This is a genomic window from Gluconobacter sp. P5B12 (assembly GCF_018812035.1).
Classification (GTDB): domain Bacteria; phylum Pseudomonadota; class Alphaproteobacteria; order Acetobacterales; family Acetobacteraceae; genus Gluconobacter.
Window position 1 is genome coordinate 112,104 of record NZ_JACRVV010000005.1, and the last position, 18,518, is coordinate 130,621.

The window sequence follows — 18,518 nt, forward strand, 5'->3', positions numbered from 1 at the left end:
GTCAGCCTACGTCTGCGAGGGAAGCAATGATGCGTGCCCAGGATCTGACACCTTTGTGGAAGGAGTCCAGGCCGTATTGCTCATTGGGAGAGTGAATACGGTCATCAGATTGTGCGAAGCCAACCATGAGCGCATCTAATCCGAGTGCGTCCCGTACTTCTCCTGCCACTGGAATGGACCCACCACAGCCGATTGTCGCGGCAGGGATGCCCCATTCATCTGTGAGTGCTTTCAGTGTGGGAGCAAGGAAGCGACTGTCACGTGAGACTTCAAAGCCAGGTGAGCCGCCATGCGCCGTGAACGTGACCTTGGCATCTGCTGGCAGGGCAGCATTGACATGCGCGCGGAAGGCTTCACGAATTTTGTCTGGATCCTGTCCCGGAACCAGACGGAAGGACACCTTTGCCATTGCCTTCGCTGGAAGGACTGTCTTGAACCCCTCGCCTTCGTATCCGCCGGAGATACCATTGATTTCGCAACTTGGGCGGCACCAGGTCTGCTCAATGGCTGTATAGCCTTTTTCTCCAGCAGCGACGGATAGGCCGGCTTCTTCCAGCAAGGCCGCATCATCTGGAAACAGTGTTTTCCACTGTGCGCGTGTCTCTGGGGATGGGTCCTGAATGCCGTCGTAAAATCCTGGAAGCGTTACACGGCCGTCAGCATCGCGAAGCGACGCTAAAATCTGACACAGCAGTGCAATGGGGTTAGCTGCGGCGTTGCCGTAAATGCCAGAATGCAGGTCATGAGAGGCACATTCGATGACGATTTCTTCTGCCATCATGCCTCGAAGTGAGGTCGTAATACCCGGGGTCTGACGGTCCGCCATTGAGGTGTCGCACACCAAAGCGATGTCGGCCTTCAGCTCGGTAGCATTCTCCTGAAGAAACGGCAGGAGATTGCTGCCCCCGCACTCTTCCTCACCTTCCAGCAGAACACTGACCTGTACCGGGATGGACCCATGCACGGTTTTCCAGGCGCGGCAAGCTTCAAGGAAGGTCATGACCTGGCCTTTGTCATCGCTGGCACCGCGCGCCACGATGACCTTGCGTCCAGAGGGTTCTTCCACAAGCCGTGGTTCGAATGGAGGTGCTTTCCAGAGGTTTTCCGGGTCAGTCGGCTGGACGTCATAATGGCCGTAAAACAGAACATGCGGCTTGCCTGTCTGGGCCGTATCATGAGCCACGACCATTGGATGTCCGGGAGCCGCCCAGCGTACTTCGCGTATATCTGCGTTCAGACCCATGCTTGCCATATCAGCTCGAAGCCACTCCGCGGCTTTGCGGCAATCCGCAGCGTGTGATGGCTGCGTAGAGATGCTTGGAATTCTCAGGAGGCTGAAAAGTCGTTCAACAGAAGCATCAAGCGTCGTGTCGATATGTGAGAGGACAGCATCCAGAGCTGAAGTGTGAGAAGTGGTCGTCATTAGGTCAAAGTTCCGAAAGCGGTAATGAAATTCCGACGCGGGGGGAGAGCGTGACTGAAACAGGCGTCTCGCCGTAATCGTCCTCATCGGAGAGGGCTGAGGGTGCGGGAGTGTCAGATATTTTACGCGGCTGCAGGCGGATAGGAGCAGGTGCAATTGGTCCTGCAGGTTTGTTTTGCCGGATCATGCGTGGGGGATGGGTCTGAAGCGGCAAAGCATCTTTTCCGCTTGCCAATGCCAGAATGCTGTCGAGCTGCTGGTCGAAACGTGCTGACCCGGACGCGTCCAAAACAGACTTACGGGCATGGCTGCTGATGTCATTCCAGAGCGCTTCATCCTGATACAGGCGTACGATCGCGTCAGCAAATTTGTCAGGGTCACAGAAACCGCCAGACAGACAGTCTTTTCCATCTTCCCAGTTGAGATGTGCACGCGTTGTTTCTGTCAAAATTGCAGGCAGGCCTGCCGCAGCCGCCTCGAGAATTTCTTTGGCAGAAGCACTCATGACGCGTGAAGGGTCAATCAGAATGCGCCGTGAACGATACAGAGCGTTCATGTTTATCAGTGAAGGCAGCGGTTCGACGTGCGATGCGCGGGTATAGGGCGTCAGATCGACATTGTCCCCTCGGTGCCCGGCCATCAGAACGGTTGCCTCTGGTGGCAGTCGCCCTTCCAGCTTCTGAATAACGTCGAGCATGAACCAGTTCAGGCCGTCATGTACGGCATTTCCTGCATCCTGTACGGGCAGAGCAAACAGAATACCTGAGCGTTCATTAAAACCAGGAGCCATTGCAGAGGATGTGATCGGAAACTGCTCCAGTTCCTGTACATTCCCATAACCAAGCTGACGGAGACTTTCTGCTTCCGTCTTGTGGGTGGTTACCAGAGCCTGGCACATCCAGGCATCTGTTAGTTCCTGATCAAGATCATCAAGCAGTTGCTCATGATCATCAACTGCTCCAACCCTCTTTCGAAGATAGGTTTCCTCCGCCTGTGTCCCGTCCAGATCCAGTACAATATTCAGCACAGGGAGAGTGGCGGCATGTGCGCGTAAAATCGCAGCAGTGCGTCGGAGCGCGCTGCTACCACTTACCCAGATCATATCAAAAGATCCGCTGCGATCGCGCAGGAAATCAGACAGCTCAGAAATATCGCTGTCGTTCATGATTTCGACGTTGGCCGGAAAATCCAAAGCGGTTGTTACGGTATCCGTGACATCTCCATCTATCGGAAAGACCGTAACGTGGTGCCCTTTCTGACTGAGGGCCAGAACAAGGTCTTGACGTCGCAGATGGGGAGAACCCAGCGAGCGATGTGGAAGTCGGTCGCACAGGAAGAGAACTGTAGGAACACCTGATGCAAAGCGGGCTTTGAACAGGGAGCTTCCCTGCATGGGATGCCGTGACAGCAGAGACGAGAAGCGACGGCGCAGCCAGTCCTGATTGCGTTTCAGGAAGTCTGAAGGAAGTGCGCTGGGCGGTCTGGTGCGATCCAGAATTGAAGGATCGTAGACAATTTTCCCGCCACCTTGACGTAGCGCCAGGCAGAGAGAAAGCAGTCGGGCTTCCGAACCAATGCAGTTCTGGTCAATGCTGCCGCATTCCGCGAGCCTTTCTCGTCTGCAGAGCATCATTCCGACCGAAATGGCATCTACCTGACGGCAGAAGCCAATTGCGGGTTCGTTTGCTTTGGCTCCCGTGCCAAAGCGCAACGTTGAGGCATCGCGCCATACGATTGTTCCGGCTTCCAGCACGCGTCCGTCAAGGCCAAGGGACTGACCACCAATGGCCCAGATGTCCGGAGAGTTAAAAGCCTGCAGTGCGGCTTTAAGAGAGCCCGGAAAAGGCTGCGTCCCTGGTTCCATGAGAAGAACGATGGGTGCACGTGCTGCTTCTACGCCTAGATTGACCTGTTCGCTGCTACTTGCCCGAAAAGACGGACGCAGGACGCGGATACCTTTTACAAACCGCTCGATCTGTGCCGTCTCATCTGTCGATCCTGCATCAACAATAATGACCTCGACCACTCCTGGGCCATTTGCGTGCAGTGCCGCGAGACTGGAGAGCGTGTCTAGGAACTGATTGGCAACCGGGATGATGACACTGACTTCCGGGGGCCGAATGAGGCGGAAATCGAGGGGAGCGCGGACGATGGACGGAATCAGTGTTTCTGCGCGCTTCAGATCCAGATTCTGGTACTGCTCTGCTGAAGCATCCGGAATATCTTCCGTCACGCCGAGAGTGCTCTGTGACTGCACCCACAATGCGAAAATATCCCTGAAATGCCGCTCTCTCAGCTTTCGCTGAACTCCAGGTTGGTGTGCAAATGCCTGCAAATCCACGCCTGTCTGTGGGATGCGCATTTCTCGTGCGCCAAACCGGATGAAATGCTCATACCCATTTCGGAAGCCGCCATCCGTAACGATAGCCGCAACATCCGGATAAAGCTGGGCATAATGTGCTTCGCTGAACCATTGATTCGGATTGTAAGCGACCGGATTTGAATTTGTCAGGTAATGGTGAAGAGCATTGAGGAAGAGGCCCTGCTCCACGGCTTTTGCAACCTCTGGATAGGTAGAAAGATACCACTCTGGATCAAAATACCAGGAACTGCGGCATAGGCCAGCCTCCGATGACATCAGGAACTGTCTGAAATCGCCTTTTCCATAATCATATGACAGGCCCCGGCTCAGGCTTGCCATACGGAAAACAGAGGTTTCAAAGAAAGGATGCGCCTGTCTGTGCTCGTGTTCCCCATCGGTCAGGTAATGGTCATATCCGTTGCTGAAACCCTGCGAGATCAGAACTGGCAGGCTTAGATCCGGATTGCGACTGAAGTAATCAGTTTCTGAGAACAACCAATGCGGTGAGCGGCTGCGAAAACCGCTTTCACAATAATGCAGAAAGCCACAGCTAAAAACGCCATAGCTGATCCCGTCTCGCACGTCTGGATTTTGGCGGAGATACCATTCTTCATCGAAGAAGCGGTTTGGAGAAAGGCCTTTACTGGCCCCCGTCTCGAGCCAATGATTTTCCATAGCCTCATTGCTGAGGTTCAGGGGCAGATTATCATCATTGAGGAGCTTTTCTTCGCGCAGAATGTGGGCGTAGCGTGTCCGATACCATTCCGCATCAAAGCGTCCCCACACGGGAGGACGGCTGCCGGAAAAAGCCGGGGAGGCTAGGATGTAGTCTTTCAAGCTCATGCGGACCGTCTCTTCTGCGCGAAACTCTTACTTCAGGACCTGTCGATATCTCATTTCTGCTGAGTGCGGCGGCTCTGCCAGAGGTCATGGAAGTTGATCGGCTGGATATTGCCGACAGGAAATCCAGCTTCCCGGATCGTATTAAGCAGGATCATTCTTGCAGACGGGAACAGATACCCAGGAGCATTGACCAGCAGCAGAGGTTCGACATCTGCCTGTGTGACCAGACCGGAAAGCGCAAAGAGACCCGCATAAGCGATCTGAAGTTCATACAGGGTACGGGCATTGTGTGTGGCGGACTGCGGAGCATCCAGACCCTGTGCACGGATCACGAGGGTGACTTCAAAATTCGGGTGTCCTCCCGGAAGCTGCCGGGCTGTCACGTCTACCGTCATGCCGATATGGGGCTCGCCTGAAATATCGCGATAGATGTCAGGCGTATTCTGTACGTCGATGGACAGTGTGCGAAGGTATTGAGAGCCAAGGACGAGTGTAGGGGCAGCAGCCGGGCTTGCAGAAACGCCCGAAGCGCCCTGAAGTGTGTCTGCGTGATCGTGATCGTTCATCCTGACCTTACCTTGTAAGCTATGCACGGTGTCCTGCGTAGTCGTCTGAAAGCGCAGCAACATGTCTGAAACAGTCTTGTGTCATGAGGGCGGCATTTTGGCTACCCGGCAACACTTTCTGCTGATCTCAAATGAGCCTGCCGCGTAGCATTCCCAAAGCTGGCAACGGCGCCCATCGTTTAGGTAATTCAGCACGGCGTATGCGCTCGATGTGATACACAGGCGGTGGTTGCTGTTCACTGATAAGAAATCGCGAATAACTCCTGACCTGAGCCATGCGCCACTGGCAGTCGGCCTCAGCGGCCTTTTGTGATAGATGAACATCTGCGATGACTTTGCGCCTTCCCTGCGAAGCAATGACAGCCCAGAGAAGATCAGCTTTCGGAAGTGTCGGTCGGAGGGGGATGACTTCGGACACAGCTCTCCCTTTCAGTGAGGCGCTGAGAATGTTATCGCCTTAAAGGAACGTCAGCATCGGTGCTTGGTTATGTTCCAAACGCAAGCACATCATGAGTGCTGACAGGAAATCAATCCTCCCGTGGCGCGGTTCGTGCCTCACGGGCAGCACGAATAGGACATTCCTATGCTGAGACTTCTTTTTATCGTCATCTTTCTGGCCGTACTGATCGTGTTCGCCTTGAGCAACACTGATCTGGAACCGATCTGGCTGATCTCTTTTGGCTGGCATCTTTCAGTGGGCACGCTCGCGCTGGGCATTGGTGTCGTGGGGCTGATCTTCGGGTTTGTCACCGGTTGGGTGGGCGAATTCCGTCAACGCTCCCGAGCTCGTCGTTCTGAAGCGCACGTCCGCACTCTGGAAAGCCAGCTTGTTGAGCTGCACCAGCGCCTTGATCGCCTGCAGACGCCTCCCGTTGCAGCTGCCCCTACAACAGTCCCCTCACCTGAAAACCGGATCTGACTTCACCCATGACCAAGCGCACCCGGCTGATTGCCGCTTTTGATACAAACAGCCGAACGCAGGCCGAAGAATGGTCTTCAAGTCTTGGGCATGCTGTTGATGCCATTAAGCTTGGCCTCGAATTCACGTATGCCTGTGGTCTGGAGGCTGTGAAGTCTGTGTCTGCCGGGCATGAGTTGTTTCTGGATCTCAAGCTGCATGACATTCCCAATACTGTTGCATCGGGATTGTCTGCGCTGGCGCCGTTGCGCCCTGCCCTGACGACAATTCATGCCTGTGGTGGCGCCGAGATGATCTCTCGCTCCCGCGAAGCGCTGGAGAAGACTTTTCCGGGTGACGAAAAGCGTCCCAAGTTGCTGGCCGTGACCGTTCTGACGAGTATGGATGAAGCTGGACTGCGAGAAACGGGGGTGGATGCTATGCCGCGGGAGCAGGTTCTGCGCCTTGGTAAACTGGCGATCAGTGCCGGTGCGGATGGCCTTGTTTGCTCGGCACATGAAATTACCCTTCTGCGAGATGCTTTGGGCGACGATCCCGTTCTGGTTGTGCCGGGTATCCGGCCCGAGGGCAGCGCATCAAATGACCAGAAGCGCATCATGACGCCTACTCAGGCGGCGCAAGCCGGGGCAGACTGGATTGTTGTGGGGCGCCCGATCACGCGTTCGCCAAACCCCGCAAAGGCTGCGGCGGCTATTATGGCTGAGCTTGCGAGCGTATGACGAAAGTCAAAATCTGTGGTGTGCGAGATGTAGAGACAATGCAGCTTTGCGCTAGCTTAGCTGTAGATTGGGTTGGGTTTGTCTTTCACCCCGCATCACCACGGTATGTATTGCCGGAGCAAGCGCGTCTGCTGCATGAGAGTGTGTCAGACGTCCTTGCGCCCTCCCGCGTAGGATTATTCGTCAAAGCCGACGACAGAACAATTGAGCGTACCTTGCAAACAGTGCCGCTCAATGTTTTGCAGATTTACGATTCAGTTGAACGTGCGAAAGAAATCAGAAGTCGATTTGGACTTCCCGTCTGGTTAGCGCGCGGGGTGAAGTCATTCTCTGATCTCCCCATTCAGGCTGATGTTGACGGGTATGTCATCGAAGCCCCCAGGCAGGCTGGAGATGATCGCCCAGGCGGTCTCGGGCGAACATTTGACTGGACCTTGACCCGGAAGTGGAAAGCTCCCGCTTTCTGGATGCTTGCTGGAGGACTAACGCCGTTCAACGTTCAGGAGGCTCTGAACGCCAGTTCGGCGCCCGCTGTGGATGTGTCTTCCGGCGTTGAAAGCCAGGCGGGCGAAAAATCTCACAAATTAATTGAGCAATTTGTCGAAAAAGCCCGCATAAGGGGTTGATCTTCAAACAGACCTTTCGTAAACACCACCTCGCTCGACAGGAGAGATGGCCGAGCGGCTTAAGGCGCACGCTTGGAAAGCGTGTGTACGTTAATAGCGTACCGTGGGTTCGAATCCCACTCTCTCCGCCAACGATACCCCCACCATTAGTGACCGTTATTGACCAAGGGCAGCCATTTCTGCCCTTTTCGTTCATCTGGTTTGTGTCCATTAATGACGAGAACAAACCATGAACCGCAATCATAATGGGGGTACTGATGGGGGTATCGTTTGAGACGTGGGGGTATCGGTGCTTACAGACATAGCAATCCGCAAATCTCAGCCACGCGAATCGCAGTACAAGCTTAGCGACGCGCAGGGTCTGTATCTTCTCGTCCGACCGAACGGCGCGAAGCTCTGGCGGTTGAAATATCGGTTTGGAGGCAAGGAAAAAACGCTCTCGTTTGGGAGTTATCCCGAGGTCAGTTTACTCAATGCCAGGAAGGCGAAAGAGGTCGCACGCGAAGAGTTGCGAAACGGGCAAGACCCGGCGCTCACCCGTCAGCAGAAACGGGCCGAGGCAGTAAGAACAGACAATCAGTTCAAGACTGTGGCAATGGCGTGGATTACAGCCCATGGGAAGCAGTGGACGCCGCAGCATCGCTCTGAGGTTCAGAGCACTCTTGAGCGCTTTGCTTTTCCGAAGATCGGAAGCTTGGCCCTGGACGCTATTACAGCGCCTATTGCTCTAGATGTCGTTCACTCCATAGAAAAGAAGCAGGCCGGTGAAACAGCTCGTCGCGTACGCCAGCGCATGGGGGCTATTTTTGCTTACGGGATAGCCTGTGGCTTGGGGACGCTAAACCCTGCTGACCAAATAAAAGGCGCCCTTGCCCCGCTTCAGAAGGGGCAGCAGCCAGCGATTATTCAACTTGAGCCGCTTAAGCGCATGATGCGGCGGGTAGAACATACTCCTTCCCATCCTATCACTCAGCTTGCTCTCCGCTTTCTAGCACTTACGGCAGTGCGCTCCGGAGAAGTGCGCGGTATGCTTTGGACTGAGCTGGAGGATGACGTTTGGGTCATCCCATCGGAACGCATGAAGATGCGCCGTGAACATGTTGTACCTCTCTCAACGCAGGCCCGCGCCGTGATTGAAATAATTCGACCTCTGACAGGTCGCGGGCCCCTAGTATTCCCAAATACGCGATGGGCTCATAAGCCCATGTCCGAAAATGCTCTGGGCTATCTCATTAATCGGGCAGGATATGCCGGCCAACATGTACCGCACGGGTTTCGGTCCTCGTTCTCATCTATCATGAATGAGAGGCGGCCTGAGGATAGGGCCATTATCGATTTAATGCTTGCGCACGTACCTAAAGACGCTGTTGAGGCAGCATACAACCGCGCCCAGCATGTAGAGCGCAGAAAGCAGATCGCCCAGGAGTGGGCGGATCTGTTTTTAAAAGATGCTACGCCAACTCGAGATCTGCTTCAGACGGTACGGAGGTCGGCAAGTTATTAAGCCACTCCACGACGTCGCTTTCTCTCCATCGTACACATCGGATACTTAACTGGATCGGGGCCGGAAATTTACCGGCCTTGATCTTGCGATAGAGATTGCTCGGCGTGGTGCGTAGTTTATCAGCCACTTCCTGTGCGGTCAGGAGTTGTTCAAGCGTCTCACCCATGGCCACCCTCCTTCACCTTCACGGCGCGATACAGCCCGTCCGGGCTGCGCTCGATCAGGCCGAGGCGCATAAGGGGCTGATAGGCATACCGATTGCGCTTGTCCGGCGCGTGCCAGACGTCCGGCTGTGCTTGCAGGGCATTCAGCACGTCACGCTGCGGACGGGTTAGGACGGGTTCTGTCATGGCTTGATCTCCTTTAACTGGAACCCAAAGCCTTTACGGTTTGCGATCCCCTCATTTGCCAGCGCTTCGAAGACTGGCAGGTTAATATCGGCTGGGAAGATCCAGCCCGTTGCAACGCGCGGCAGGCGCGCAATGGCCTGCTCTTTTGTGAGGGGCGTCACGCTGCCTTCCTCCACATCGTGGAATGAACTTGTCCATCAGGGTAAGCCGCAATAGAGAAAAATCGCCCGCACTGATGACACTTTAGTCGTCCAGACCAAAACCAAGACACTTTTCTAAAGGTCTTCTCATGGTGCCAGTCGTCGAACGTGTCGCACTGGCACGCGGGGCATTTGGGGCCTTGGTTAATCTCGATTGAAAGCTGCTTATCTCTCATCCCCGTTCCTCCGCGTCCATGGCAGCGTCACAAACTGCCGCGTTTAATGCGCGCTTCAAGGTGGGGTATGGTCCCCACATTCTTGTGGCTCCCATTGTGACAAACCAACCTTCCTCATATCGCTCTAAGCGCACACCCGACAGGCGATCAGCATCGCGTAAAAGCTCCATATCCGTCCGCCCGCTCATGCGCGATACCCCGGATAATTTGGATAAATCGGCTGCAAAGACACGGCCGCTGTGTGTCCAGCATCTGTCAGGACGAAATAAGACTCACCCGTGTTCCATCCTCGGCCCGTGGCTTTCATCAGACCAGCCTTAACAAGGCTGCAAATCGCCTTGTCATCCGTTGCTGTGTAGAATCTCTGGTTTATCAGAGTGTGGTTCAATACTGATTTCGCCTCTTCATCCAGCGCAGCAGTGACCGTATCGACAGCTGGCAAGATGATGTCCTCATCCGGCATCCGCCGTACGCGGATGCTGGCGAAAGTGATCGAATCACAATCTGCTCCCAGAAATTTCTGGTATCGAGCCTTGCTCGCCGTAGGGGCGTAAATAATCTCACCTAGACCGTAGGCGGGATCCATTATCTGCGCATGCCAAGCCTTGCGCACTCGGGTTGTATCCCTCCGTCCGCTCATGCCGGGTCTCCTGCGATGGGCTCGACTTCAGACACTGTCACGCCATAGACGGCCATGCCGATTGCTGTGGATGCTGGAACGTCATTTGGGCACAGAAGCGTTTCTGCGAGCCGCCCGCCGATGAACTCAAATCCTGACTTTGAGATCATGTCGAATAGGGCGGAATTATCGACCTCGAAAACGACGCGGTATTTCATCACACCCCTCCCTCGCGTGTGAGGGCAGCGCGGGCAACCTGAACGGCGCTGTCATGTCCTCTACTTCCCAAGCCATGCTCTTCCTCAGTCCAAACAACATGGCGGCATATACCCTCCAACACCTTCACCCGCGCCTTACTCGCCTCGGCATCCGCCCGCGCAAGCTGCTCGGCTTCCTTCAGGGACGCAATCTCCGCTTCCAGCGCGTCAACGTGGTCAGCAACGTCAATAAATGCAGACCCGAAGCCGTAAGATGACGACCATTCGACACTATGGCCTAGAACGCGCTCAGCGAATTTCCCGATAAACTCTTCGGCGTTGTCCCGCTCGACCATCACCTCGTCAAGCGCTTCGTCTGATGCCTCCGCATCCTTCCGGCGCTGTTCTTCCGCGCCTCGGGCTTCGGCTTCGAGGATGTGCTGTAGAGCACGTGCATCTATTCCCGCTCGATACTCGTCCGATAAAAGTCTGTAGATCTTTTCCGGGCCGATAGCCTTAGCGAGCGCGTCTATCTGCTCATCCCGCGTCTGCACGTTCTGTTCCGTGTTCTGGGTCATTTCGCGGCGCTCCGGATGGCTTCGGCACAACGATGTGAAGCCGTGACACAATCGCCCATTCGCGCCCTGACATATCCCTCCTCAACTTTGTTGCAGGCTCCTATATTCCGCTCCCTCTCCGCCGCCACAGCCTCGGCAATGGCGCGTTCGATCATCGGGCCAACTCCGCACATCACCTCAAGCAGCGGCAAGCTGAGCTCAGAACCGCAAGAGCCATATTCTGCTAGATAGCAGTCCGTATGCGGTCCCATTACAAAATTGCCGCCCTTGTATCCTTCGAACGTCTGCCCGATAGCTGAATTAGCTTCTGCAAGCATTTCGGCAATCGTGACATTTACCTTGGGAGTAAAGGCAATGCATTCATAATATCCACGATAGGAGTGGGCCGATCCCTCTCCCCACCCAGATGCGATTACTTTCGACTGGTCTTGCTTCTCGAGAAAATCAATCAATTCGCTTAAAGTCATCTCAAACACTCCCCGGCTCAGCGCCGGACACAATCAGCAGCAGGAACACGAGGGCCAGCGCCTCGCAGATGGTAGGTAGGAGATCAGTCACGCCGCATCCTCCAGCCGTGCCCGGTGATCCCGTCGTGGAACCACACGGACAGCGAGCGCAGAGCGTGATCGATCCAGGTGAGGATCGGGTGCGGGGTCATGCCTCACCTCGGGCTTTGGCGAGGGCGCACTCCGCATTGTTCAGGCACGTGAATTTATTCTCACTAAGAGCCTCAAACAGAGACATACTTCCTCCGCCAGTCCCAGCTGGCCTCGTCTCGCTCTTTAAGGCGTGGATAATTCCATCCAAAGCCTCATAAAGTTCAGGCGCGGCGGCGATTAGGTGGGCGTCTGGGGCCGCAATCCCGCGGATCTGGAACCGATAGACAGACGTATCTTTTTGAGCGGCATCCAAGCCAACGATCGACTGATCGCCAACTTCAAATTGAAGTAAATCTTTTGCCTTTACCATTCCGCAGCCGTTAGGCTGGAAAGACGGTTGCGCTCCATTCAATCCCCAACGATTGAAACCCATCACATAGCGGCGTCCTGAATGCTTCGTCGCAAGATATATTTCTGGGCATCCTCCAGCCGTACCGAACCAGCCCCAAGGCCCCTTCGTAAACTTTGCTTCACTCATCACGCCTCACCCCCGACAAAGCGCCCTTGGAGGCGCATCATCCGCACGTCGTCAGTCGCCAGCGCCCTGCCCCAGCGTTTGTCTCGGTTCTCCTGCGACAGTTCCCGCAGCGTCTCCGCCATATGCTGCACCCAGATCGCTGCGCTCATGTTCTGGTCCAGGTCGCGGGTCATGCTGCTGCTTCCTTCTTCATTTCGAAGTAAATCCGAGCGCAGGCACGAACATCGACCAAAGCGTCATGTGCGCCTTCAAGCGTTTCGCCATAGAAGTGCCGGATGCACTCTTCGAGCTTTGGGGCCTTGGGCTTGTTAAACCCAGCCGCCAGCATCCGAGGTGTTGGCGGTAGGTTCACTAATGGGGCGGCTGCTTCCATGGTGCAGAACTGCGCTTTAGGCAGTTCCCATTGCGTTCGGTTCGCCCTTGCAAACATTGTCGCAATGATCTGACGATCAAACTTAATATTGTGAGCCACCAAAAGGTCTGCGCGGCACAAAAGATCGTAAAATAGGACAGCAGCAACCTGCTCGCGTATGCCGTATCGAGTAGCCTTTTCTGTCGTGATGCCATGGACAGCAGACGCTTGCTCGGGAATGGGCCATCCATCAGGGCGAATAATCACACTGATTGAGGCCTCTTCCTTTCCATCGTCGTCTGTCATGATTGCGGCAAACTGGACGCAATGAGGTTGCGTCTCATGGCCATCAGGCATCGAAAATGCTGGCAGCCCAGTGGTCTCGGTATCAAAAAATAGAATTGTCATGCTGGCACCATGTCGTCTTCGGGTTGCTCCACAGACGCATCGTCCGCAGTGTTCAGGGTCTCGACTTTTGCCGTTACGGCTGCCTGTAGCTCAGGAAGTTTCGGGTGTTTTTCTTCCGAAAGCTTGGCGATAGCCTTCTGGTAGTTCTCAGTCCCCGTGACCTTCTGCAGAGCTTCGATGCTGTCAGCATTTTCAACTGCAGCAATTCGACCCGTAACCCACTTAATCCAGGGGTCTTGCTGCGCTACCTGCTGCTCCTGCTGCACTCGCAGAGGCTTCACGGTGAACAGCTTCTTGCTGCCCTTCGTGACCTGCAGGGCCATCGGCATGTCTTTTTCCAGCCCGGTCATGTGGCTGATGCGAATTCCGCCCACCATGATCCCGCCAAATTTGACGTTCGGATCGCGATAGAGCGTCATGGATTTACCAGCATAATCCGTGCCGTTCTTGCCCCATACGTTAACCAGAACGCGGCGCATGGATTTGCACGGATAGAAAGGCTTGCCGTTGCAGCCTTCGTACAGGATAGCGACCGGCTGGTCAGAATTGCCTTCCTTCACAGCCTGGACTTTCACAGTGATCGGACCGCCAAGAAGATCGTCAGCATTCAACTGATCTGATTTGGCAATAATGGTGCGAGATAGATCAACCATCGATCAGGATCTCCTCTTCCATGCTGCGCTTCTCAGTCTTCAAGAAGCGTAATTCGGGATTTTTCATTGCTTCGACGTATTCAGCCTGCTTGGCCTCGAGCTCGCCTTCGAACGCCATGGCGGCATCAACAAGGGCGTCCTGCATGACGGGATCGGGATAGACGCGCTTGATCATCATTTGACCGCCACCCATTGCGGGAAAGCTGATGAAGTCGAGCCACTGACGACCCGATACGAGCAACCCGGTCTGGATCTGTGCCATGTACTCGGCCGGAACTTCCTGAGAGCAGATCACTTCAAGCTGCAGGCCGTGAGCGCGGGATTTGCATTCCAGCAGCCCCTCATCGCCAACCAGACCGTCTGGCGAGTACCCAATCTTGAAGCCCCATTTGTCCTCAGTCATGAAACCGACTTCAGACACGGCAGCGACACGATCTGCATAGAGCAGCTTGGCTTCGATTTCGTCTTCATGGCCGCGCTGCATTGCAAATGTCTGAGGGATTTCCTCAACAATGCCCGTGATGCGCTGCGACAGAAGATCCAACACAATGCGGCGGCTCTTATCATTGCGTGCGCTCTTTCCTGTCGCCGTCAACAGCTTGCCGATCGTACTGGCAGTCAGAACGCCACAGCGTGCCTGCAGCCATTCGTCAGTGCCCTGCTCAAGGTCATGGTAAATCTTGAGGCTCATGCTGCGTGCCCTACCTGATCCAGATAGCTCGTCAGCGTTGCGACATGCTCCATGGTGCGCTCGAACGTGACGGGGAAAACATCCCGGTTCAGAGACAGCGCGAAGTCCAAGCGCTCCTCACGAAGCTGCTCCATTTCCTGTACATAAGGCGCACTTCGGGCGTTGAGTGTCTGAGACATTTTTCGAATTCCTTGCTTTTACTTGGCGGTTAAGCGGCTTCTAAAGAGCGGGCCTTGATTTCATGACTGAGGCGAATAGCTGCCCGTGATGCGCTGTAAGTGGCTCCGAAGAGTTCGTCTGTATTCAGACCTGCCAGAGCGCTGCGAACATCGGCGCGCTTGAGAAAGTCCCGCACGATCTTCACTTCGTTCAGTGCTTTATTCAGTTCGCTAGACATCAAGCGCACTCCATTTTCAGGTCGCGCTTGTAATCAGCATACTCCGCTGCCTCATTTTCACAGCGCTCATTGTCCCAATCACTGATCGCCTCAATCTGATGGCGGACATTGGATCGCAAATCAGTCAACGCGCCGATTACACATTCCCAATCAGCGTCATCGTTTTCCTTTTCGCATTCCGTTGCGGATGCGATCATTTGGTCAATGACGTCAGCCTGATGTTCCAGTACGGACAGACGGTTCTCGGCGATGTTTGACAGGTAATCCATCAGTGCAGCTCCATCTCGTGGGATGGTGCGGCCTGGTACACGCCGAGCAGCATCTTGAGGCGCGTGAGGCCCTTCTGGGTGATCATCGGCTGGCCAACGCCCTCGGTGTATCCGGTACGCTTCACCTCGACGTTCTTCACTTCCATCATGCCGGTCTTGAGGCGATCAGAGTATGCGTGCTTCCGGCCCGTAACCGGATTGACGTAGACCCAGCCGAGCGTGATCAGTTGGTCGATGAACTTGTTCTGAGGCCAGCCACACTGAGCCGCTGCGGAACGCAGGTTGTGACGGCCTTCGAGATTGGCGAGCGCGTCGAAGCTCTCTGCCTTTGGGGTAAGGGCTGCGTTCTCTGCCTCAAGCGCGATTACCTTCTCGGTGTATCCGAGCAGCGTCTGGCGCAAGAAGGCCGGATCGTTCAGATCGATGGCCGGAGCCGACTTGTACCCACCCGTCTTCCGGATCTCCGGCAGCACGTCATGCCGAACCCAACGGTCGAAGCGTTTGGCTTCTGGTTTCCGGCTGCGGCTAATGAGCTTGTAGAGGCCAGGCTCAGATACGCAGTTGACCTGCTGCTCTCCGCCAAGGGTCTTCATAGTATGAAGGCCCTTTTCGTCCTCATCCAATACGCGCAGTGCGTTTGTGACGTTGGCAATTTCAAGGATGCGGCAAGCATCCGGTGCGGAGAACCATGCGTCTCCACTGCTATCGATGACTGACGCCATCGGCTTATTCTCAAATCGGAAAAGTGTGATCTCTGTCACGAGCGTTTCTCCCATCGCCGTTCTGGCGTGGGATTATCCATAATAGGAATGTTCCTATCTGGTCAATAGGAAAATACGATTAAAGAGGAAATATCCTATTTCAGGATAATGAATTCCAAATTCTTTTTGTTCTTGTTATGTTCTTTTTTTGGAGCAAGGGCGTGATGAGGTCAAAGCATCGATATGTAATATGGGTGTACAAATTTATGATTGCAGCATCTATATATATAAGTCTGTCTTACATTAAAGTAGTATTCGGATCAGATTTTTCTTATTCTGTAGTTATATTTATCATAATTATTCTTAATGTTTTTGATAATTAGAGATTATCATTAAAATTATCTTGCCTAAACGGCAATAAAATATCTTCTATTTCCAATATTTCAGCTTTTTCGATTTTCCAGAAACCTTCATCATTTTTCTCAATGACCTTTATTATTACATTTAATCTGATATCTGGTCGCAACTCGACGTGTAAATCACCATTATAGAATTTATCTAAAAACTCCTTATCATTAATCGAAGCATGGAATTTTCCATGCGAAGAATCTTTAAATTCCCATTTCCGGTTAGCTTTTTTTATTAATACTGGACTAACTAGGGTAATTTCATCAGCGTAAACACGCTCCCTAGTTAAGAATGTCTCGATCTGATCTTTTCCGAGAGAAAGTCTTTTAAAATCTTTTCGGTCTACAAAAATATTTGGTTTTTGGGCATTGCTGGGGCTTATTCCAATTTTTTGTACTGATTCATCATTATCTAATTTTTTATAAAGTCGCTTTGAGCTTTCCTTAATCTCTTGATTTTTTATCGCTTGTTCTGCTCTCCGCTCAGCCTCTTGAATGATTTCCTCTTTTTGCTTTGGTGTTACATCGGCAGTTGATGCGGGCTGAGATAGAATTTGGTTTTTAAAAGTCTCTTTTACGATTTCTCCTCCGGACTGAAAAACATAGAGTGCAAGTGCAATTAGAATTGCTTGAGATGTCGATTTTCCAGATTTTAAATTATCCTCTCCAGTGATTTTCCCAATAAATTTTAACCATAAACTTCCTTGTTCACCGCTTACTAGGTCTAGTTCAAATTTTGTATTGGGGCTTAAAAAATAATGCAGTTCCTTTGAGGCAAAGCTTATTTCCTTTATAATATTCCAGGCAGTATCAGCTTGGATAGATCTGCCTGGAACAAGACCAAGATAGATACTTATTTCTTGGCTGAACTCCAGATCATCAGTTATATTCACTTCCAAGTCCACTTCCCAACGACGCGACCGTTGATCCGCACATCATCTAAGGCCAGTTCGTAGGCCGGATATGCTGGGTTGATGCTCATGATCCTGATGCGCTTAGGCTCTGATCCCATCACGACTTCCACGCGCTTCAAAACGACGCCCAGGCCATCCCACAACACATAGACGCCAGCGGGTGACGGTGTTGTGTGGCCTGTATCGACCAGGATGCGGTCTCCCGCGCAGTAATCCGGCTCCATGCTGTCGCCCGCTACGCGGATGATCGTTAGCTTTGAGGGGTCAGAGATGAACGCACTTACGAGTGCGCGTGGGAAGCTCCAGTGGTCTACAGGCTGCTGGTGCTCAACAATATCGGAGACTACGGCGCCCATTCCTGCCTGCGGGCTCACGTCGATTTCTGGAACCTTTAGCCCTGAGCTAGACTCTTGCGCGACCTTGGGTCGCTTCCCGCGGCTTTGAGCTCCTTCGGAGCGGAATACATTAGGGTCAACACCCAGGAGATCTGCGACAGCCTCGCGTTCCGGCTCTCCAAGCTCTCTCGGCGATCCGCGTGTAACGTACTGCTGAAGATACGCTGAATTTCTTCCTATCTTCTCCGACAGAGACTTGAGGTCGAATTCACTCTCAGAAAGTAGCTGCAGAAGAGTTTCGCGCGGTTTGTCGAGCATTGTCATGATTTCAGGCTACAGCTTGGAATAGGAAATATCCAATATGATCTTTCCTATTGAATGACAGGACATTTCCTACTAGGTTCCTATCCATGGAACACGCACATGACCCAGTGTTGCCGTTCGTGGAGGCGCTATTGGCCCGCGAAGACATCACGCCAACGGCTTTTGGAAGATTAGCTATCGGAGATCCTAGGCTTGTTCCTGATTTGCGGAACGGCCGTGAACTTCGACGGCTAACGAGAGAGCGCGTTTTTAGCTTCATCACTAACTTCGCTTCATCTCCATGCCTCCCCACCCGCGCCAAGCGCGCCGCGAAGGAGCCCGCGCATGTCTGATGATATTTTCCAGCTTAGCGAAGAGCAGATGCGGAGCGCCATGTACAATATGGCGCTCCGGAGCGGGTGGATTGTTAGAGATACGCAGCATTGTCCCCTGCTTCGCGCACCGTCTGATATGTCAGATATTGTAGCCGCCAAAGTCGATGCCCTAATTCCGGAATGCCGCCTGCAAGGCGCTCTCGAAGCATTTCTTCAGGAAAGCGGACTACATGAACTGCTGACCATTCAGTCACGCCATGAACTCCAGAAATCTCTAATGTCGCTTCTGCTTGACCGTTTGCAGAACCTTCAGGCGCACGATGTACGCTCAGAACTTTTACAGACATGGTTGATTGGGCCTCAGACATCTAATTCATCCTCTGTGTTGGCAGATGGTGATAGCGGGGACTCGGTTGCCGCCGATCCCCGCAATAACGGTACTCCCGATACTTCCGAGAAGGGAGTCAACGGCGATGCCTGACTTGGTGACTATTGAGGCGTTCATTGTGATCGGCTCGGGCATCGTGATGATCC

28 protein-coding genes and 1 tRNA gene are annotated in these 18,518 nt (G+C 53.6%); 7 read left to right on the forward strand and 22 right to left on the reverse strand.

What is annotated here, in order from left to right; all coding sequences use genetic code 11:
• Position 1 precedes the first annotated feature (1 nt).
• Genes KP702_RS10325 through KP702_RS10335 form a run of 3 tightly spaced genes read right to left on the reverse strand, consistent with a single transcriptional unit; the run spans position 2 to position 5,194 of the window.
• Positions 2-1,423, reverse strand: coding sequence for a M20/M25/M40 family metallo-hydrolase (locus KP702_RS10325; protein WP_202207581.1), 1,422 nt, complete (start codon positions 1,421-1,423; stop codon positions 2-4).
• A 4-nt stretch (positions 1,424-1,427) separates the two neighbouring features.
• Entirely contained in the window at positions 1,428-4,628 is a 3,201-nt protein-coding gene (locus KP702_RS10330; RefSeq protein WP_202207582.1) for a glycosyltransferase, read from the reverse strand.
• 50 nt (positions 4,629-4,678) lie between these two features.
• Positions 4,679-5,194 carry a protein-export chaperone SecB gene (locus tag KP702_RS10335; protein ID WP_064272925.1) on the reverse strand — a complete coding sequence of 172 codons (516 nt, stop codon included), beginning with the start codon at positions 5,192-5,194 and terminating at the stop codon, positions 4,679-4,681.
• Positions 5,195-5,777: 583 nt separating this feature from the next.
• Here KP702_RS10335 and KP702_RS10340 point away from each other — a divergent pair.
• The 5 genes from KP702_RS10340 to KP702_RS16555 all read left to right on the forward strand — a co-directional run bounded on the left by KP702_RS10340 (position 5,778) and on the right by KP702_RS16555 (position 8,962).
• The gene (locus KP702_RS10340) at positions 5,778-6,113 is read left to right on the forward strand and encodes a lipopolysaccharide assembly protein LapA domain-containing protein (RefSeq protein WP_215768865.1); all 336 of its coding nucleotides are present in this window, start codon (positions 5,778-5,780) and stop codon (positions 6,111-6,113) included.
• Positions 6,114-6,121: 8 nt separating this feature from the next.
• Positions 6,122-6,832, forward strand: coding sequence for an orotidine-5'-phosphate decarboxylase (pyrF, locus tag KP702_RS10345; RefSeq protein ID WP_215768866.1), 711 nt, complete (start codon positions 6,122-6,124; stop codon positions 6,830-6,832).
• On the forward strand, positions 6,829-7,458 hold the full coding sequence (locus KP702_RS10350) for a phosphoribosylanthranilate isomerase (protein WP_215768867.1): 630 nt from the start codon (positions 6,829-6,831) through the stop codon (positions 7,456-7,458). Before pyrF ends, KP702_RS10350 begins: the two co-directional genes overlap by 4 nt.
• Before the next feature lie 40 nt (positions 7,459-7,498).
• Positions 7,499-7,589 (forward strand) — tRNA-Ser (locus KP702_RS10355).
• Between the two features lie 158 nt (positions 7,590-7,747).
• Positions 7,748-8,962: a phage integrase central domain-containing protein gene (locus tag KP702_RS16555; protein ID WP_215768868.1), complete on the forward strand. Its 1,215-nt coding sequence runs from the start codon at positions 7,748-7,750 to the stop codon at positions 8,960-8,962.
• Here KP702_RS16555 and KP702_RS10365 read toward each other — a convergent pair.
• The 19 genes from KP702_RS10365 to KP702_RS10460 form a co-directional block, all read right to left on the reverse strand.
• On the reverse strand, positions 8,910-9,128 hold the full coding sequence (locus tag KP702_RS10365) for an AlpA family transcriptional regulator (RefSeq protein ID WP_215768869.1): 219 nt from the start codon (positions 9,126-9,128) through the stop codon (positions 8,910-8,912). The genes KP702_RS16555 and KP702_RS10365 overlap by 53 nt on opposite strands.
• Complete coding sequence (locus KP702_RS10370) at positions 9,121-9,312, reverse strand: hypothetical protein (protein ID WP_215768870.1); 192 nt, start codon at positions 9,310-9,312, stop codon at positions 9,121-9,123. The genes KP702_RS10365 and KP702_RS10370 overlap by 8 nt, the downstream gene beginning before the upstream one ends.
• Positions 9,309-9,473, reverse strand: a complete 165-nt coding sequence (locus tag KP702_RS10375) for a hypothetical protein (protein ID WP_215768871.1) — start codon at positions 9,471-9,473, stop codon at positions 9,309-9,311. The genes KP702_RS10370 and KP702_RS10375 overlap by 4 nt, the downstream gene beginning before the upstream one ends.
• Positions 9,474-9,684: 211 nt before the next feature.
• Positions 9,685-9,876, reverse strand: a complete 192-nt coding sequence (locus KP702_RS10380; RefSeq protein ID WP_215768872.1) for a hypothetical protein — start codon at positions 9,874-9,876, stop codon at positions 9,685-9,687.
• Positions 9,873-10,328: a hypothetical protein gene (locus KP702_RS10385; protein WP_215768873.1), complete on the reverse strand. Its 456-nt coding sequence runs from the start codon at positions 10,326-10,328 to the stop codon at positions 9,873-9,875. The genes KP702_RS10380 and KP702_RS10385 overlap by 4 nt, the downstream gene beginning before the upstream one ends.
• Positions 10,325-10,525, reverse strand: a complete 201-nt coding sequence (locus tag KP702_RS10390) for a hypothetical protein (RefSeq protein ID WP_215768874.1) — start codon at positions 10,523-10,525, stop codon at positions 10,325-10,327. Before KP702_RS10390 ends, KP702_RS10385 begins: the two co-directional genes overlap by 4 nt.
• Positions 10,525-11,082 carry a hypothetical protein gene (locus KP702_RS10395; RefSeq protein ID WP_215768875.1) on the reverse strand — a complete coding sequence of 186 codons (558 nt, stop codon included), beginning with the start codon at positions 11,080-11,082 and terminating at the stop codon, positions 10,525-10,527. Before KP702_RS10395 ends, KP702_RS10390 begins: the two co-directional genes overlap by 1 nt.
• The gene (locus tag KP702_RS10400; RefSeq protein ID WP_215768876.1) at positions 11,079-11,549 is read right to left on the reverse strand and encodes a hypothetical protein; all 471 of its coding nucleotides are present in this window, start codon (positions 11,547-11,549) and stop codon (positions 11,079-11,081) included. Before KP702_RS10400 ends, KP702_RS10395 begins: the two co-directional genes overlap by 4 nt.
• A gap of 187 nt (positions 11,550-11,736) precedes the next feature.
• Positions 11,737-12,219 carry a hypothetical protein gene (locus tag KP702_RS10405; RefSeq protein ID WP_215768877.1) on the reverse strand — a complete coding sequence of 161 codons (483 nt, stop codon included), beginning with the start codon at positions 12,217-12,219 and terminating at the stop codon, positions 11,737-11,739.
• On the reverse strand, positions 12,219-12,392 hold the full coding sequence (locus tag KP702_RS10410; RefSeq protein WP_156472205.1) for a hypothetical protein: 174 nt from the start codon (positions 12,390-12,392) through the stop codon (positions 12,219-12,221). The genes KP702_RS10405 and KP702_RS10410 overlap by 1 nt, the downstream gene beginning before the upstream one ends.
• Positions 12,389-12,979: a 3'-5' exonuclease gene (locus tag KP702_RS10415; protein WP_215768878.1), complete on the reverse strand. Its 591-nt coding sequence runs from the start codon at positions 12,977-12,979 to the stop codon at positions 12,389-12,391. The genes KP702_RS10410 and KP702_RS10415 overlap by 4 nt, the downstream gene beginning before the upstream one ends.
• Positions 12,976-13,632 carry a hypothetical protein gene (locus tag KP702_RS10420; protein ID WP_215768879.1) on the reverse strand — a complete coding sequence of 219 codons (657 nt, stop codon included), beginning with the start codon at positions 13,630-13,632 and terminating at the stop codon, positions 12,976-12,978. The genes KP702_RS10415 and KP702_RS10420 overlap by 4 nt, the downstream gene beginning before the upstream one ends.
• Positions 13,625-14,323: a lambda exonuclease family protein gene (locus KP702_RS10425; protein ID WP_215768880.1), complete on the reverse strand. Its 699-nt coding sequence runs from the start codon at positions 14,321-14,323 to the stop codon at positions 13,625-13,627. The genes KP702_RS10420 and KP702_RS10425 overlap by 8 nt, the downstream gene beginning before the upstream one ends.
• The gene (locus tag KP702_RS10430) at positions 14,320-14,502 is read right to left on the reverse strand and encodes a hypothetical protein (RefSeq protein WP_215768881.1); all 183 of its coding nucleotides are present in this window, start codon (positions 14,500-14,502) and stop codon (positions 14,320-14,322) included. The genes KP702_RS10425 and KP702_RS10430 overlap by 4 nt, the downstream gene beginning before the upstream one ends.
• Before the next feature lie 29 nt (positions 14,503-14,531).
• Positions 14,532-14,720, reverse strand: coding sequence for a hypothetical protein (locus KP702_RS10435; RefSeq protein ID WP_215768882.1), 189 nt, complete (start codon positions 14,718-14,720; stop codon positions 14,532-14,534).
• Entirely contained in the window at positions 14,720-14,989 is a 270-nt protein-coding gene (locus KP702_RS10440) for a hypothetical protein (RefSeq protein WP_215768883.1), read from the reverse strand. Before KP702_RS10440 ends, KP702_RS10435 begins: the two co-directional genes overlap by 1 nt.
• The gene (locus KP702_RS16190) at positions 14,989-15,750 is read right to left on the reverse strand and encodes a BRO family protein (RefSeq protein WP_373687844.1); all 762 of its coding nucleotides are present in this window, start codon (positions 15,748-15,750) and stop codon (positions 14,989-14,991) included. The genes KP702_RS10440 and KP702_RS16190 overlap by 1 nt, the downstream gene beginning before the upstream one ends.
• 319 nt (positions 15,751-16,069) lie before the next feature.
• The gene (locus KP702_RS10455) at positions 16,070-16,996 is read right to left on the reverse strand and encodes a hypothetical protein (protein ID WP_215768884.1); all 927 of its coding nucleotides are present in this window, start codon (positions 16,994-16,996) and stop codon (positions 16,070-16,072) included.
• Positions 16,987-17,670 carry a S24 family peptidase gene (locus KP702_RS10460; RefSeq protein ID WP_215768885.1) on the reverse strand — a complete coding sequence of 228 codons (684 nt, stop codon included), beginning with the start codon at positions 17,668-17,670 and terminating at the stop codon, positions 16,987-16,989. The genes KP702_RS10455 and KP702_RS10460 overlap by 10 nt, the downstream gene beginning before the upstream one ends.
• Positions 17,671-17,756: 86 nt before the next feature.
• On the opposite strand from KP702_RS10460, the gene KP702_RS10465 reads away from it, so the two are divergent.
• Both KP702_RS10465 and KP702_RS10470 read left to right on the forward strand, forming a co-directional pair.
• On the forward strand, positions 17,757-18,002 hold the full coding sequence (locus tag KP702_RS10465) for a hypothetical protein (RefSeq protein ID WP_215768886.1): 246 nt from the start codon (positions 17,757-17,759) through the stop codon (positions 18,000-18,002).
• Positions 17,995-18,465 carry a hypothetical protein gene (locus tag KP702_RS10470; RefSeq protein WP_215768887.1) on the forward strand — a complete coding sequence of 157 codons (471 nt, stop codon included), beginning with the start codon at positions 17,995-17,997 and terminating at the stop codon, positions 18,463-18,465. The genes KP702_RS10465 and KP702_RS10470 overlap by 8 nt, the downstream gene beginning before the upstream one ends.
• Positions 18,466-18,518: the final 53 nt, after the last annotated feature.